The 14254-nt window shown below is 71.8% G+C and carries 11 protein-coding genes; 5 read left to right on the top strand and 6 right to left on the bottom strand.

Annotated elements, in window-relative coordinates; genetic code table 11:
- Window positions 1-307: 307 nt before the first annotated feature.
- Complete coding sequence (locus HNR23_RS19130) at window positions 308-493, bottom strand: hypothetical protein (protein WP_184077372.1); 186 nt, start codon at window positions 491-493, stop codon at window positions 308-310.
- A gap of 40 nt (window positions 494-533) precedes the next feature.
- On the bottom strand, window positions 534-1676 hold the full coding sequence (locus tag HNR23_RS19125) for an acyl-CoA dehydrogenase family protein (RefSeq protein WP_184077370.1): 1143 nt from the start codon (window positions 1674-1676) through the stop codon (window positions 534-536).
- 213 nt (window positions 1677-1889) lie between these two features.
- Between HNR23_RS19125 and HNR23_RS19120 the strand changes: the two genes are divergently transcribed.
- A complete protein-coding gene (locus HNR23_RS19120) occupies window positions 1890-3938 on the top strand; it encodes an MFS transporter (protein ID WP_184077368.1) in 2049 nt (682 codons plus the stop codon).
- A 117-nt stretch (window positions 3939-4055) separates the two neighbouring features.
- Window positions 4056-5198: an acetyl-CoA C-acetyltransferase gene (locus tag HNR23_RS19115; RefSeq protein WP_184077366.1), complete on the top strand. Its 1143-nt coding sequence runs from the start codon at window positions 4056-4058 to the stop codon at window positions 5196-5198.
- Window positions 5199-5216: 18 nt separating this feature from the next.
- Here HNR23_RS19115 and HNR23_RS19110 read toward each other — a convergent pair whose 3' ends face one another.
- The 4 genes from HNR23_RS19110 to HNR23_RS19095 form a co-directional block, all read right to left on the bottom strand.
- Window positions 5217-6431, bottom strand: coding sequence for a winged helix-turn-helix domain-containing protein (locus tag HNR23_RS19110; protein ID WP_184077364.1), 1215 nt, complete (start codon window positions 6429-6431; stop codon window positions 5217-5219).
- Window positions 6432-6554: 123 nt separating this feature from the next.
- Entirely contained in the window at window positions 6555-8492 is a 1938-nt protein-coding gene (locus tag HNR23_RS19105) for an acyl-CoA dehydrogenase family protein (RefSeq protein WP_184077362.1), read from the bottom strand.
- A 242-nt stretch (window positions 8493-8734) separates the two neighbouring features.
- The gene (locus HNR23_RS19100; RefSeq protein WP_184077360.1) at window positions 8735-10156 is read right to left on the bottom strand and encodes a sensor histidine kinase; all 1422 of its coding nucleotides are present in this window, start codon (window positions 10154-10156) and stop codon (window positions 8735-8737) included.
- 65 nt (window positions 10157-10221) lie between these two features.
- A complete protein-coding gene (locus HNR23_RS19095) occupies window positions 10222-11133 on the bottom strand; it encodes a response regulator transcription factor (protein ID WP_246421806.1) in 912 nt (303 codons plus the stop codon).
- 346 nt (window positions 11134-11479) lie between these two features.
- Between HNR23_RS19095 and HNR23_RS19090 the strand changes: the two genes are divergently transcribed.
- The 3 genes from HNR23_RS19090 to HNR23_RS19080 all read left to right on the top strand — a co-directional run bounded on the left by HNR23_RS19090 (window position 11480) and on the right by HNR23_RS19080 (window position 14247).
- Window positions 11480-12283 (top strand): exodeoxyribonuclease III, encoded by an 804-nt coding sequence (locus tag HNR23_RS19090; protein ID WP_184077358.1) that lies wholly within the window; start codon window positions 11480-11482, stop codon window positions 12281-12283.
- Between the two features lie 40 nt (window positions 12284-12323).
- Window positions 12324-13232, top strand: a complete 909-nt coding sequence (gene rbsK / locus HNR23_RS19085) for a ribokinase (protein ID WP_184077356.1) — start codon at window positions 12324-12326, stop codon at window positions 13230-13232.
- A gap of 427 nt (window positions 13233-13659) precedes the next feature.
- Window positions 13660-14247, top strand: a complete 588-nt coding sequence (locus tag HNR23_RS19080) for a hypothetical protein (RefSeq protein WP_184077354.1) — start codon at window positions 13660-13662, stop codon at window positions 14245-14247.
- The last annotated feature ends 7 nt before the right edge of the window (window positions 14248-14254 follow it).

The raw sequence follows: 14254 nt of genomic DNA, 5'->3' as shown, positions 1-14254 counted from the left end.
GCTGATCCGCGAGTCGGCGCAGCCCACCTGAGGTCCCATCATCCCTGTTGCCCGCCCCTATCCCTCCGTCGATCTCGGGCGTATCGACCGAATCCGCTGCGAGATGAGGTCGATACCCCCGAGATCAACGGCAAGGTGGCGTCAGCGCCAGGACCACGCCCACAACAGCAGGCACAAGAAGATGCTGTGTCGGTCCAGGGGGGCGACCCCCTTCGACCCCCGTGTCAGCGCCAGGACCACGCCCACAACAGCAGGCACAAGAAGATGCTGTGTTGGCCCAGGGGGGCGACCCCCTTCGACCCCCGTGTCAGCGCCAGGACCACGCCCACAACAGCAGGCACAAGAAGATGAAGAACACCACGATCCCGCCGGTGGTCCAGGGGATGTGGACGCGGGGGCGGAGCTTGCGCACGCCCAGGACGAGGAGGAGGACCAGGAGACCGAGGACGATCAAGCCGTCCCACGCGCCGCTCGCCGCAGCTGCGTCCGCCATGCGATGTGACCCTTTCACCGAGACCCGTTCGGGGGGGCGGCTACAGGTCCAGCGAGCGCCCCACGATCTCCTTCATGATCTCGGTCGTGCCGCCGAAGATCGATTGGACTCGGGCGTCCTGCCAGGCTTTCGCCACCGGGTACTCCATCATGTACCCATACCCGCCGTGCAACTGCAGGCACCGGTCCATGACCTTGTTGGCCAGCTCGGTGGTCCACCACTTGGCCTTGGCGGCGTCCGCGACGGACAGGTCCCCCCGGTTGTGCAGGGTGATCGCGCGGTCGACGTAGGTGCGGGCGATGTCGACCTCGGTGGACAGCTCGGCGAGGACGAACCGGGTGTTCTGGAACCTGCCGATGGGGCGGCCGAACGCGGTGCGCTCCCTGCAGTACTCGATCGTCGCGGCCAGTACGAACTCGGCCCCCGCCACCGCGGCCACCGCGATCGACAGGCGCTCCTGGGGCAGGTTGTTCATCAGGTGGATGAAGCCCTGGTTCTCCTCGCCGATCAGGTTGGCGGCGGGGACGCGCACGTCGCTGAAGAACAGTTCGGCGGTGTCCTGGGCTTTCAGGCCGATCTTGTCCAGGTTGCGGCCGCGCTCGAAGCCGGGGGTGCCGCGCTCGACGGCGATCAGCGAGGTCCCGTGCGCGCCGCCCTCCGGCCGGGTCCGGGCGACCACGATCACCAGGTCGGAGTTGATCCCGTTGGTGATGAACGTCTTCTGGCCGTTGATGACGTAGTCGTCCCCGTCGCGCACCGCCGTGGTCTGGACGCCCTGCAGGTCGCTCCCGGCGCCCGGCTCGGTCATGGCGATGGCGGTGATCAGCTCTCCGCTGCTGAAGCCCGGCAGCCAGCGCCGCTTCTGCTCGTCGGTGGTGAGGCCGACGAGGTAGGGCGCCATCACGTCGTTCTGCAGCACGAATCCGAGGCCGGTGGCGTGGGCGCGGCAGATCTCCTCGCTGACGACGACGTTGAACCGGAAGTCGTCGGTGCCGGAGCCGCCGTACTCCTCGGGCACGCCGAGGCCGAGGAGGCCGACCTTCCCGGCTTCGGTCCAGACCTCGCGCGGGACGATGCCGTCCTTCTCCCACTGGGGGTGGTAGGGCGCCACCTCGCGTTGGAGGAACTCGGCCACCGATTCGCGGAAGAGGTCGTGTTCGGTGTCGAAGAGTTCCCTCTGCATGGAGTCGCTCCTTCGCTCGCGCCAGTGCGGCAGGCGGGGACGGGATGGTAGGGCACCACGGTAACCGAATCTCGTTCGGTTTTATAGAGGGCGGGCGGTGCCGAGCCGCCGCCCGAGTATGCGCAGGGCAAAGAAGAGGTGTCGTTCCCGGGGTCGGTGATCCGGTGCCGCATAGGGTCGGGCTGCGAACTCGATGCTGAACGGGGGATCAGCATGCCGGCGCACACCGTGGAGCGCCGCGAGCGCAGGGAGGACGGGAAGCGTCCGGCCGTCCTCGCCATCATGGGGGCGCTGCTGCTGGCGGTGCTGCTCGCGGCCCTCGACCAGACCATCGTCGCGACGGCGCTGCCGACGATCGTCTCCGACCTGGGCGGGCTCAACCACCTTTCCTGGGTCGTCACCGCCTACCTGCTCGCCGTCACCGCCAGCACACCCCTGTGGGGCAAACTCGGTGACCAGTTCGGCCGCAAGTGGATCTTCCTCGGCTGCATCGCGATCTTCCTGGTCGGCTCGGCGCTGTCCGGGCTCGCGGCGGCCATGCTCGAACTCATCCTCTTCCGCGCGGTGCAGGGCATCGGGGGCGGCGGCCTCATGGTCCTCGCCTCGGCGATCATCGGCGACATCGTCTCCCCACGCGAGCGCGGCCGCTACCAGGGCTTCATCGGCGCGGCGTTCGGGCTGGCGAGTGTCGCCGGCCCCCTCATCGGCGGGTTCTTCGTCGACCACCTCTCCTGGCGCTGGGTGTTCTACATCAACATCCCCCTCGGGGTCGCGGCCCTGCTGATCGTGCTCCTGATCCTGCCCGCCGACACCTCCGCGCGCGTGAGCCGCCGCATCGACTACCTCGGCACCGCGCTCCTCGCCGGGCTCGCCGTGTGCGTCACGCTGCTGGCGTCCTGGGGCGGCAGCACCTATCCATGGTCCTCGCCGGTCATCATCGGGCTCGGCGCGGCGGCGCTGGCCCTCGGGGTGCTGTGGTGGCTGAGCGCGCGGCGCGCGGCCGAGCCGGTGCTGCCGCTGCGCCTGTTCGCCTCGCCGGTGATCCGCGTGGGCATGGCGATCAGCTTCTGCGTCGGCTTCGCGATGATGGGGTCGATGGCCTTCCTGCCGCTTTTCCTGCAGGTCGTGCACGGCTACTCGCCGACGGTCTCCGGGCTGGCGCTGGTGCCCATGGTGCTGGGCATGCTCACCACGTCGATCGGCACCGGGTTCCTGGTCACCAAGACCGGGCACTACAAGCCGTTCCCGATCCTCGGCGGCGCCGTCATCGCGGTCGCGCTCGCGCTGCTGTCCCTGCTCGGGCCGGACACGCGCCCCATCGAGATGGGGGCCTACTTCCTGCTGCTCGGTTTGGGCCTGGGCTTGACGATGCAGGTGATCGTGACGGCCATCCAGAACGCCGCGGACTACCGCGACCTGGGCGTGGCCACGTCGGCCGGCACGTTCTCCCGGTCGATCGGCGGGGCGTTCGGCACCTCGATCTTCGGGTCGGTGTTCTCCGCGCGGCTCGCCGACAACCTGCGCGCCCGGTCGGCCGAGATCAGCCTGCCCCCGGGCGTCACCGTCGAGGGCATCGAGGCCGATCCACAGGTTGTGGACCGACTCCCCGGAGCCGTCCAGGCCGAGTTCCTCATCGCCTACGCCGACGCGATCGACATCGTCTTCCTCTCCGCCGTCCCGGTCGCCGTCATCGCCTTCATCCTCGCCCTGATGCTGAAGGAGATCCCCCTGCGCACCACGGTGGCCGCCCCCGACCTGGACGAGCAGGTGGCGCCGGTGTGGACGGGGCGTGGGCCGCTGGACCGGGTGGAGAAGGCGGTCCACCGGGTCGCCGACGCCCGCGGTGCCAGGCGGATCTACGCGGACCTGGCGCGCGCCGCCGGGCTCGACCTGTCACCGGGCAGCAGCTGGGCGCTGACCCACCTGGCCGCCACCGGGCCGATCACCCGGGAGGAGCTGGCGCGGCTCGCGCACTGCCCGGCCGCCGTCACCGAGCAGGTCCGCGACGAGTTGGTGCTGGCGGGGCTGCTGCACGAGGACACCGGGGACCCGGCGGTCTGGGAGCTCAACACGCGGGGCCGGGACGCCGCGCGGCGGCTCTACGACGCCCAGCGGGCGGTCCTGCGCGACCTGCTGGAGGAGTACGCGGCGCAGGAGTACGGCGAACTGGTCGCCCTGCTGGAGGAGCTGACCCGCGACACCCTCGGCGATGAGCAGGACGCCCGCCTCGTCCGCGACCCGATCCCCGACCGGCCGCTGTGAAGCGGTGGGTCCCGGCGGTGGATCGGCCGTAGAGCGGCCCCCACCCCCTTGCGCTGGGACGCAAACCGAATATGGTTCGGTTCAAGACGTACATCCGAGGTCCCCCAGGAGGACACCGTGGCTGAGGCATTCATCGTCGGGGCCGTTCGCACGCCGGTAGGCACCAAGAAGGGCGCGCTCGCCGGCATCCATCCGGCCGACATGGGGGCGCACGTCCTCAAGGAGCTCGTCGAGCGCACCGGCGTCGACCCGGCGGCGGTCGAGGACGTCATCATGGGCTGCGTCAGCCAGGTCGGGCCCCAAGCCCTCGACCTCGCCCGCACCGCCTGGCTCTCGGCGGGGCTGCCGGAGACGACCGCGGGCGTGACCATCGACCGCCAGTGCGGCTCCTCCCAGCAGGCCGTGCACTTCGCCGCCCAGGGCGTCATGTCCGGCACCCAGGAGCTCGTCGTCGCCTCGGGCGTGGAGAACATGGGCATGGTGCCGATGGGCGCCAACGTCCAGTTCGCCCTCGACAACGGGCTGCAGCTCTTCGGCGAGGGCTGGCTGGAGCGCTACGGGATGCAGGAGATCTCCCAGTTCCGCGGCGCCCAGCTGATGTGCGAGAAGTGGGGTTACAAGCGTGCCGACCTGGAGCGCTTCGCCCTGGAGAGCCACCGGAGAGCGGCCGCCGCCCGCGAGGCCGGCTACTTCGACGCCGAGATCGCCCCGCTCGCCGGTCTGACCCAGGACGAGGGCATCCGCCCCGACACCACCCTGGAGAAGATGGCCGGGCTGCAGGCCCTGCGCGAGGGCTGGGAGCTGACGGCGGCCGTCGCCAGCCAGATCTCCGTCGGCGCCGGCGCGGTGCTGATCGCCTCGGAGCGCGCGGTGGAACGGCACGGGCTGACGCCGCTGGCCCGCGTCGTCCAGCTCTCCCTCATGGGCGACGACCCCGTCTACATGCTCACCGCCCCGATCCCGGCCACCCGCGCGGCACTGGACAAGGCGGGACTGGCCATCGACGACATCGACGTCACCGAGATCAACGAGGCGTTCGCGCCCGTGCCGATGGCCTGGACCGAGGAGCTCGGTGCCGACCCGGCCCGGGTCAACCCCAACGGCGGTGCCATCGCCCTCGGCCACCCGCTGGGCGCCACCGGATCGATCCTGATGACCAAGCTGGTGCACGAGCTGCGCCGCACCGGCGGCCGGTACGGCCTGCAGACCATGTGCGAGGGCGGCGGCCAGGCCAACGTCACCGTCATCGAGCGCGTCTGACCCACCGCCGACCGCCCGTCAGGCCGGGGCGTGTGTGACGCCGCCGTCCAGGCCGAGCCACTGCGCCATCCGGTCCAGCTCGGCGCCGAGCTCGTCGGCGGTCTCCGGTGGCGCCCCGGCCTCCACGGTGGTCCGGCGCACCCGGAGCAGCCCCGCCTTGCGGTCGGCCTTGAGGTCGACCCGTGCGACGAGGCGGTCGCCGAGCAGGAACGGCAGCACGTAGTACCCGTGGACGCGCTTGGCGGCCGGGACGTAGATCTCCAGCCGGTAGCGGAAGCCGAACAGGGCCGCGGTACGGTCGCGCTCCCAGATCAGCGAGTCGAACGGGCTGAGCAGGGCGCGGGCGTCCACACGTCGCGGCACGCGGGCGTCGCGGTGCAGGTAGGCGGGGCGCCGCCAGCCCTCCACGGTGACCGGGACCAGCTCTCCGGCGTCGACGAGGTCGGCCAGGGCGGCCCGCGCGGGCGCGGCCTTCAGCCGGAAGTAGTCGCGTAGGCACTGCTCGGTGGCCACGCCGTGCGCGCGGGCGGCGATGGCCATGAGCTCGCGGCGGGCGTCGCCCGGGTCGGGGTCGGGGGCGTCGGCCACCTCGGCGGGCAGCACGCGCCCGGGCAGGTCGTAGCGGCGCTCGAACTGTGCGGTGCGGCCGTCGGCGGTGACCTCGCCGCACCAGAAGAGGTACTCCAGTGCCTGCTTGACCAGCGACCAGTTCCAGCCCCAGTGCTCCGTGGAGCGCGGGGCGTCGTGTTCCAGTGCCCGCTCGATCTCCCGCGAGGTGGCCGGTCCGATGCGCTCGACCTCTTCGCGGACCGCCTTCACCAGCTCCGGGTGGCCGGTGGCGACCTTGCGCATGGGACTCCACGCCTCATCGCCCGCGTTCCGCATCCGCCAGCGCAGCAGCCGGTGTGTCGCGGGCGGGATGAGGCTCGCCTCGTGCGCCCAGTACTCCACGAGCCGCCCGCCGCGCCGTGTGGCCGCCCGGTCGAGCAGCGCGCGGTCGTAGGAACCGAGGCGCGCGAACACGGGCAGGTAGTGGCTGCGGGACAGGACGTTCACACTGTCGATCTGGAGGACGCCGACCCGGTCGATCACCCGCTGCAGGTGCCGTGCGGTGACGGCTCCCGCGGGTCTGCGGTCGGCGAACCCCTGCGCCGCCAGGGCCACCCGGCGGGCCTGGGCGAGGGTGAGGGCGGAAGCGCGGCGGGGGTGAGGCGCGGGGGAGGCGTCGTACATGCGTACTAACGTAGTGCCGCCGCCCCCCGCACGCCACCCGCTGTGATGATCACGGCGAACGGCGGAACACGACCGACGAATCGGTGCCCGTCGCCGTGATCACCGTCGGGGAGTGAACCGCGGTCAGCCCATCTTGCGGTGGACGTTGTCCTTCGTGGAGGGGCCCGGGTCGGCGGCGGCGATCAGTGGGCCCGGGACGGACGGGTCGAGGATGCCCTCCTCCATCCAGGCGTAGTGGTCCTTGAGCAGGCGGCGGCTGAGTTTGCCGTCGATGCCGTCGGTGTTGGACCACAGCTCGGTGAAGAGCCGGTCGACGCGCAGCCGGGCCTGGTGGCAGAACGTGTCGGCCAGCTCGTGGGCGCTCTGCCTGCGGTCGGGGTACTCACGGCCGTCGCTGTGGGCGCGCAGGACGACGGAGGCCATCGCGAACAGCTCGGCGCCGATGTCCACGACCCGGGAGAGGAAGCCCTCCTTGGTCTGCAGCCCGCCCTGCCAGCGCGACATGCCGTAGAAGGTGGAGCGGGCCAGCTTGCGCGCGTTGCGCTCGACGAACCGCAGGTGCGCGGCCAGGGGGCCGAACTCGCCGAAGGACCCGGGGTTCTGCCCCTGGCCGACGATCAGCGTGGGGAACCAGGAGGCGTAGAAGCCCCCGGCCCGCGCGAAGGCCTTGGCCTTGGTCGCGTTGTCGGCCTCGGGGTCGATGATGTCCCCGGCCACCGCGAGGTGGGCGTCGACGGCCTCGCGGGCGATGAACAGGTGCATGATCTCGGTGGAGCCCTCGAAGATCCGGTTGATCCGCAGGTCGCGGAGGATCTGCTCGGCGGGGATCCCGCGCTCGCCGCGTGCGGCCAGCGAGTCCGCGGTCTCGAAGCCGCGGCCGCCGCGGACCTGCACGAGCTCGTCGGCGACCTTGTAGGCCATCTCGGAGGCCCACAGCTTGGCGATGGCGGCTTCCAACCGGATGTCGTTGCGCTCGTCGTCGGCGAGCTGCGAGGCCAGTTCCAGCATCGCCTCCATGGCATAGGTGGTGGCCGCGATGAAGGAGATCTTCTTGGCGACCTCCTCGTGCTCACCGACCGGCCGCCCCCACTGCACGCGCTCGCGCGCCCACTCGCGGGCGATCTTGGTGGCCCACTTCCCGGAGGACACGCACATCGCGGGCAGGGAGAGCCGCCCGGTGTTGAGGGTGGTGAGCGCGACCTTGAGGCCCTGGCCCTCCTCCCCGATCCGGTTGGCGGCGGGGACGCGTACCCGGTGGAACCGGGTCACGCCGTTCTCCAGGCCCTTCAGGCCCATGAACCGGTTGCGGTGCTCCACGGTGATGCCTTCGGAGGCTCCCTCGACCACGAACGCGGTGATACCGCCGCGGTGGCCGTTGCCCTTGGGGACCCGGGCCATGACCACGAGCAGGTCGGCGACGACACCGTTGGTCGTCCACAGCTTGACGCCGTCGAGGAGGTAGGCCTCGCCGTCCTCGGTGGGGGTGGCGGTGGCGCGCAGGCGCGCCGGGTCGCTGCCGACGTCGGGTTCGGTCAGCAGGAACGCGCTGATGTCGGTGGTGGCGCAGCGCGGCAGGAAGCGCTGCTTCTGCTCCTCGGTGCCGAACATCTTGACCGGCTGCGGCACCCCGATCGACTGGTGCGCCGAGAGCAGGGCGCCGATGGCCGGGGAGACGGAGCCGACGAGCATGAGCGCGCGGTTGTAGTACACCTGGCTCAGCCCGAGCCCGCCGTAGGCCTGCGGGATCTTCATGCCCAGCGCCCCCAGGTCCATCAGGCCGCGCATGACCTCGTCGGGGATGCACTCCTCGCGCTCGATGCGCTGGGCGTCGATGGTGGCGCAGAACGCGCGCAGCCGGGCCAGGAACTCCTCGCCGGCGCGCTCCGCGTCGGCGTCGGGCCGTGGGTAGGGGTGGACCAGGTCGAGGCGGAGGCGGCCGAGGTACAGCTCCTTGCCGAAGCTCGGTCGGCGCCACTCCTTCTCTCGCGCGGCCTCGGCGACCGCTCGGGACTGCCGTTCGTCGACGCGCTCGGTGCTGACGTCGGGGTTCACCGCGGTCATACGGGGATCACCTCATCACGGGGGGCCACGCGCAGCGGGCCGTCGCACCGTTGCTGCGGTCGGCGTTCCTGCGCGGTGGAGCCGGATACGTGTGCGTCTGTCTGGGTCGCCACGGGCCGTCACCGGGTGTCGGGCGTGGCGTACATCACGTTATTACCCGCCGGTAGAGAGCCTGAAGCATCCACACCGGGGGTTCTCCGAGCCGGAGGCGACCGATACCGTCCGCTCCCTCGCGGCCGCGCTCACTCCTCCGCGGCCTGCCGCAGCGGGAACCGCACCGTGACCGCGGTCCCCCCTCCGGGCTCCGCGGCGATGTCGACGCGGCCATCGTGGGCGACCGCGATGGCGTGCACGATCGCCAGCCCCAGCCCGCTGCCGCCGCCCGGCTCCCGGTTGCCACGGTAGAAGCGGTCGAAAGCCCGCCGCAGGTCCTCCTCGCCCATCCCCGGGCCCTCGTCGCTCACCCGGAGCACGGCGACGCCCTCGGCCTCGCGCCCCTCCAGCCGCACCCGCGCGGCGGTACCGGGGGGCGTGTGGTCGCGGACGTTGCCCAGCAGGTTGGCCACCACCTGGCAGATCCGCGCCTCGTCCACATCGCACCACAGCTCCGCGGGGGCCTCCAGGGATATCTCGCGCTCGGGCTCCAGCGTGCGCGCGTCGTCGACCATGCCCCGGATCACCGCCGCCAGGTCGGCCCGCCCCAGCTGCAGCGAGCCGACCCGGTCCAGCCGGGCCAGCTCCAGCAGCTCGGCGACCAGGCGGCTCATCCGCGCCGCCTCGTTCTCCACCCGCCCCATCGCCTCGGGCAGCTCCGCGTCGGGAATCGCCCCCTGCCGGTACAGCTCCGCGTAGCCGAGGATGGTCGTCAGCGGCGTGCGCAGCTCGTGGGAGGCATCGGCGGCGAACGCCCGCACCCGCTGCTCCGAGGCCCGCTGTGCGTCGAAGGCGTGTTCCAGCCGCCGCAGCATCGTGTTGATCGCCGCGGCCAGGCGCCCCGCCTCGCTGGAGGAGTCCGATCCCGGCATCCGCGCCGAGAGGTCGGAGCCCGTGCTGATCCGGTCGGCGGTCGTCGCCATCCGGCTGAGCGGCTCCAGGCCGCGCACGATCAGCCAGCGTCCGGCCAGCGCGAGGCCGGTCAGCAGCAGGGCCGCGGTGATCAGCTGGGTGAGCACCAGCTGCCAGGAGTACTCCTCGCGGTCGTTGGTCGGAACGCCGGCGACCAGGATCGCGTCAGGGCGCAGCCGCACGGTCGCCCGGTGCGGCGGCACCGAGGTGTCGCCGCCCTCCAGATCGAAGATCTCGGCGTCGGCGGCGTGGGCGGTCAGCTCGTCCAGCGGCATCGCGTCGATGCGGTCGAGCACCACGTCCTCGCGCATGGCGTCGCCGAACACCTGTCGGACCTCGCCGGTGCGGGGGTCGAGCAGCACCACGATGTAGGGGGAGGAACTGGGCGCGTCCACGCCCACCGGCGGGATGTCGTTGTCGAGCCGCACCATGGCGCGCTCGGCGGCCAGCACCAGCTGTGCGTCGAGCCGCTCGGTGATGAAGGTCCGCAGGGTCAGGAAGCCGACGACACAGGTGAGCAGCAGGCCGGCGCCGGTGACGCCGAGCAGCCCGATGAGCAGCCGCGCGCGCAGCGTTCCGCCGGGCACTGAGTGCAGCATCTGATGGTCCGTATTCCTGCTCGTCGGCGTCGGAAGGTCGGGTCCGGTCGGTCGGGTGCGGGGGGTCAGGCGCCGGTGCCGTCGGCGGTGCCGGGGGCCTCGGGCGTGTCGGCCCCGGCCTCCGCGGCGCGCGGAGGCCCACCGGCGTCCGGCCGCGCCTCCCGCGGTGCCTCCTGCCGGTCCCTGCCCCGCCTCCTCCCACGTCTGCGCTGCCGCTCCGGCGGCCGCTGCGAACCGGCAGGGGCGTACACCTCCGCCTTGGGCACGCGGATGGAGTAGCCGACGCCGCGCTTGGTGTGGATGAGGGCCGGGCCGAGCGGGTCGAGCTTGCGCCGCAGGTAGCTCACGTAGGTCTCGACGATCTGGGACTGCCCGGCGTAGTCCCAGCCCCACACGTTCTCCAGCAGCTGCGCGCGGGTGAGGATCCGGCCCGCGTGGTTCATCATGTAGGCGAGCAGGCGGAACTCGGTGGGCGACAGCTCCACGGGCACGCCGGCCCGGCGCACACCCCAGGTCCGCTCGTTGAGTTCGAGGTCGGCGACGCGCAGGACCCCGTGTTCGTCGCGCGTCGCCTCGGTCGCCGCGGTCTCCTCGCGGCGGGTCCGGCGCAGCAGCGCGTGGATGCGGGCGATGAGCGCCTCCACGGAGAACGGCTTGGTGACGTAGTCGTCGCCGCCCAGCGACAGCCCGGTGACGGTGTCGGAGGGCGTGTCGCGGGCCGTCAGGTAGATGACGGGCACGTTGTCGCCGGCGTGCCGCAGCCGCTGGCAGATCTCGAAGCCGCTGATGTCGGGCAGCATGACGTCGAGCAGGATGAGGTCGGGGTGGCGCTCGCGCACCAGGGCGAGGCCGTCGCCGCCGGTTCCGGCGGTGCTGACGCTGAAGTTGTGGAATCGCAGGGCGGCCTGGACGAGTTCGCGGATGTTCGGCTCGTCGTCGATCACGAGCACGTGGGGGTGTGTCGTGGCCTCGGTCATGTGTCACCTCGGAGATGGGGCGCGGGCCCCAGCGGACTTGAGTCCCCATGATGCCCCAGGGCGTCGGGGCCTTCACCGCTCCACCTGCGTCACGCTGGGCGATCGCCCGGCTCCGGGGTGAGATTCCGCGCGAAGAAGCGAACCGGACCACAGCGGCGGACGTCACATTTGACGTGGCGGACCGAGGTTCGCGGTGAGCGTGCCGAGGGACGTGCGGAGAGGTCTCGGTGTGGAGGACGGCCACACCGAGACCTCGTTCCACTGCAGGTTCGGATCCGTCCGCCGTTCCCGGGCCCGCCTGCGCCGGCCGCCTCCGCATGTCGTCAGGTGGCGTTAGCCTGGCGGTGTGCGAATTGCTACGTGGAACGTGAACAGTATCCGGGCGCGAGCCGAGCGGGTCGCCGCCTGGCTGGAGCGCAGCGATGTCGACGTCGTCGCCATCCAGGAAACGAAATGCCGCGACGAGCAGTTCCCGGCGAGCGTCTTCACCGACCTCGGGTACGAGGTCGCCCACCACGGGCTGTCGCAGTGGAACGGTGTCGCCATCGCCTCGCGGGTCGGCCTGGAGGACGTGCGGATCGGCTTCCCGGACCAGCCCGGGTGGGGCGAACCCGCCGCGGCGGAGGCCAGGGCCATCGGCGCCACCTGCGACGGCGCCCAGGTGTGGAGCCTGTACGTGCCCAACGGGCGCGAAATCGACGACCCGCACTACGCCTACAAGCTGGACTGGCTGGAGAAGCTGCGCCGGTTCGGCGCGCAGCGGCTGGCGGACGACCCCGCCGCCCGGATCGCGCTGTGCGGCGACTTCAACGTGGCCCCGCAGGACGACGACGTGTGGGACATGGCCGAGTTCGAGGGCAAGACGCACGTCACCAAGGCCGAGCGCGAGGCGTTCACCGCCCTGGTCGACACCGGCTTCGCCGAGGTCGTCCGCGCGCACGCCCCCGGACCGGGCGTCTACACCTTCTGGGACTACCAGGGCCTGTCCTTCCCGAAGAAGAAGGGCATGCGCATCGACTTCGCCCTCCTGTCCCCGGCTCTGGCCGCCCGCGTCTCCGACGCCAGGATCGACCGCGACGAACGCAAAGGCAAGGGCGCCTCCGACCACGCCCCGGTCATCGTCGACCTCGACGCCCCGTCGGCGACCTGAGAGATCCCAGGTGGCCTCCGGGGTCGGTAACGTTCCTTCCGTGACTGGATCAGCAGCGCCGCGGATCGCGGTATTCGGCAGTATCAACATGGACCTCGTCGCCTACGTGGACGTGGCCCCGGCCAGCGGGGAGACGGTCAGCGGGACGGCGTTCCGCGAGGTCCCCGGCGGCAAGGGGGCCAACCAGGCGGTCGCGGCGGCGCGGGCGGGGGGCGACGTCTCGTTCCTCGGCGCCGTGGGCGACGACCCGTTCGGTACGCAGCTGCGCAGCAACCTGGTGGAGACCGGTGTCGACGTGTCGGGACTGCGCATGGAGGCGGGGTCCTCCGGCATCGCGCACATCGTCGTCGAGGGCAGCGGCGCCAACCGCATCATCGTGGTGCCCGGCGCCAACGGCACGGTGACCTCGCTGCGTCCCGGCGACGAGCGGCAGATCGAGGGCGCGGCCGCGCTCCTGCTGCAGCTGGAGCTGCCGATGGAGGGCGTGATCGCGGCAGCCCGCGCCGGGCGCGGGCTGGGCGTGCCGACGGTCCTCACCCCGGCGCCGGCGCGCGACCTGCCCGACGAGCTGCTCGACTCCGTCGACCTGATCGTGCCCAACCAGCACGAGGCCGCCGCCATCACCGGGGAGACCGACCCGCGCCGCGCGCTGGGCGTGCTGCTGCGCCGGGTGCCGGAGGCCATCATCACCCTGGGCGAGGACGGCTCGATCTACGGTCGGCGCGGTGAGCAGCCGGTCACGGCGTCGGCCCACCGGGTGACGCCGGTCGACACCACGGCGGCGGGCGACACCTTCTGCGGTGCGTTCGCCGTCGCCCGCGCCGAGGGCCGCGAGCCCGCGGACGCCCTGCGCTTCGCCTCGGCGGCGGCCGCGCTGTCGGTGCAGCGCCAGGGTGCGGCGACGTCGATGCCCAACCGCGCGGAGATCGACGCGTTCGTCGCCGGATAGGCGGCGGACGGGGCGGGGCAGTGACCGCTTCGTCTGATTAGTTGCTTTCGGTGTTCCTTTTCTTTTCCGGCGATACCCCTTTCGCCGATGCGGGGGTACCTGGTCCATGCGGTGGGTCGGTGGCGACCCGCCGCATTTCTCATTGGGCATCCGATTGCATCCTGGGATGTGGTTGAAAAGGGTCTTTAGTCACTCTCTGGGTGTTGTGTTCGTCACACGCCAAATGTGAGACCTGGTAGCCAGAGGGGTTTTCGGGAGATTCGTCGGCCATGGGGGGATGTGGGTTATTCGATGTTTATCTACAGTGCTGCGGAGGTGTCTCCCCTGAGGTCCGGTTGAGGACCAGGGGGCCACCGACCGGAAGTCCTGGTGCCCGCGGCGGAGCCGCGGTCGGCAGGTGGCCCCCATCGAGAGATCTGCGACCCCTATGAGCGGTGATCATCCCGGGCCCGAGAGCCCGTCCCGGACCGCGCGGCGCCGTGCGGAGCGTCGGCGCAAGCGCAGGCTGGTGCTGGTCGCGGTCGGCCTGGCAGCGGTCGGCCTGGTCGGCGGCGGCGCGGCGCTGGTGTCGGCGGGCTCCTCCGCCGAACCCGAAGTCCGGGTGGACGACCCGCCCGCGCCGGACGGTCCCCTGTCGGCCTCCGGGAAGGGCGGCGGAGGCAGGAGCGGCGGCCCGGCCGAGGCATCGGCGCACGCCAGTGTCGGCTCCGAAGGCGTTCACGGCGATGACGGCGGTGATGAGGACAGGTCGGGCTCCGAGGGCACTGCGGGAGGCGACCGCGGGACGTCCTCTTCCGGCGCGCGCCAGGAGACCGCTGAGCGCGGGGGACGGGAGCGGGAGGCGGACGGCCCCCGGCCGACCAGGTCGGAGAAGACCACGACCCCCACACAGCGCCCCGACCGCCCGGAGCGGCCCGACCCCGACAGGCCGCCCCAGCCCGACCCGAGTCCGGGGCCGGGGCCCGACCCGGAACCGGACCCCGAGCCCTCCGGTGGCGCCAACCCCGGACAATAACGGCTTT

It is taken from the genome of Nocardiopsis mwathae, from assembly GCF_014201195.1.
In the GTDB taxonomy this organism is placed as follows: domain Bacteria; phylum Actinomycetota; class Actinomycetes; order Streptosporangiales; family Streptosporangiaceae; genus Nocardiopsis_C; species Nocardiopsis_C mwathae.
This window is presented reverse-complemented; position numbering and strand designations above follow the sequence as displayed.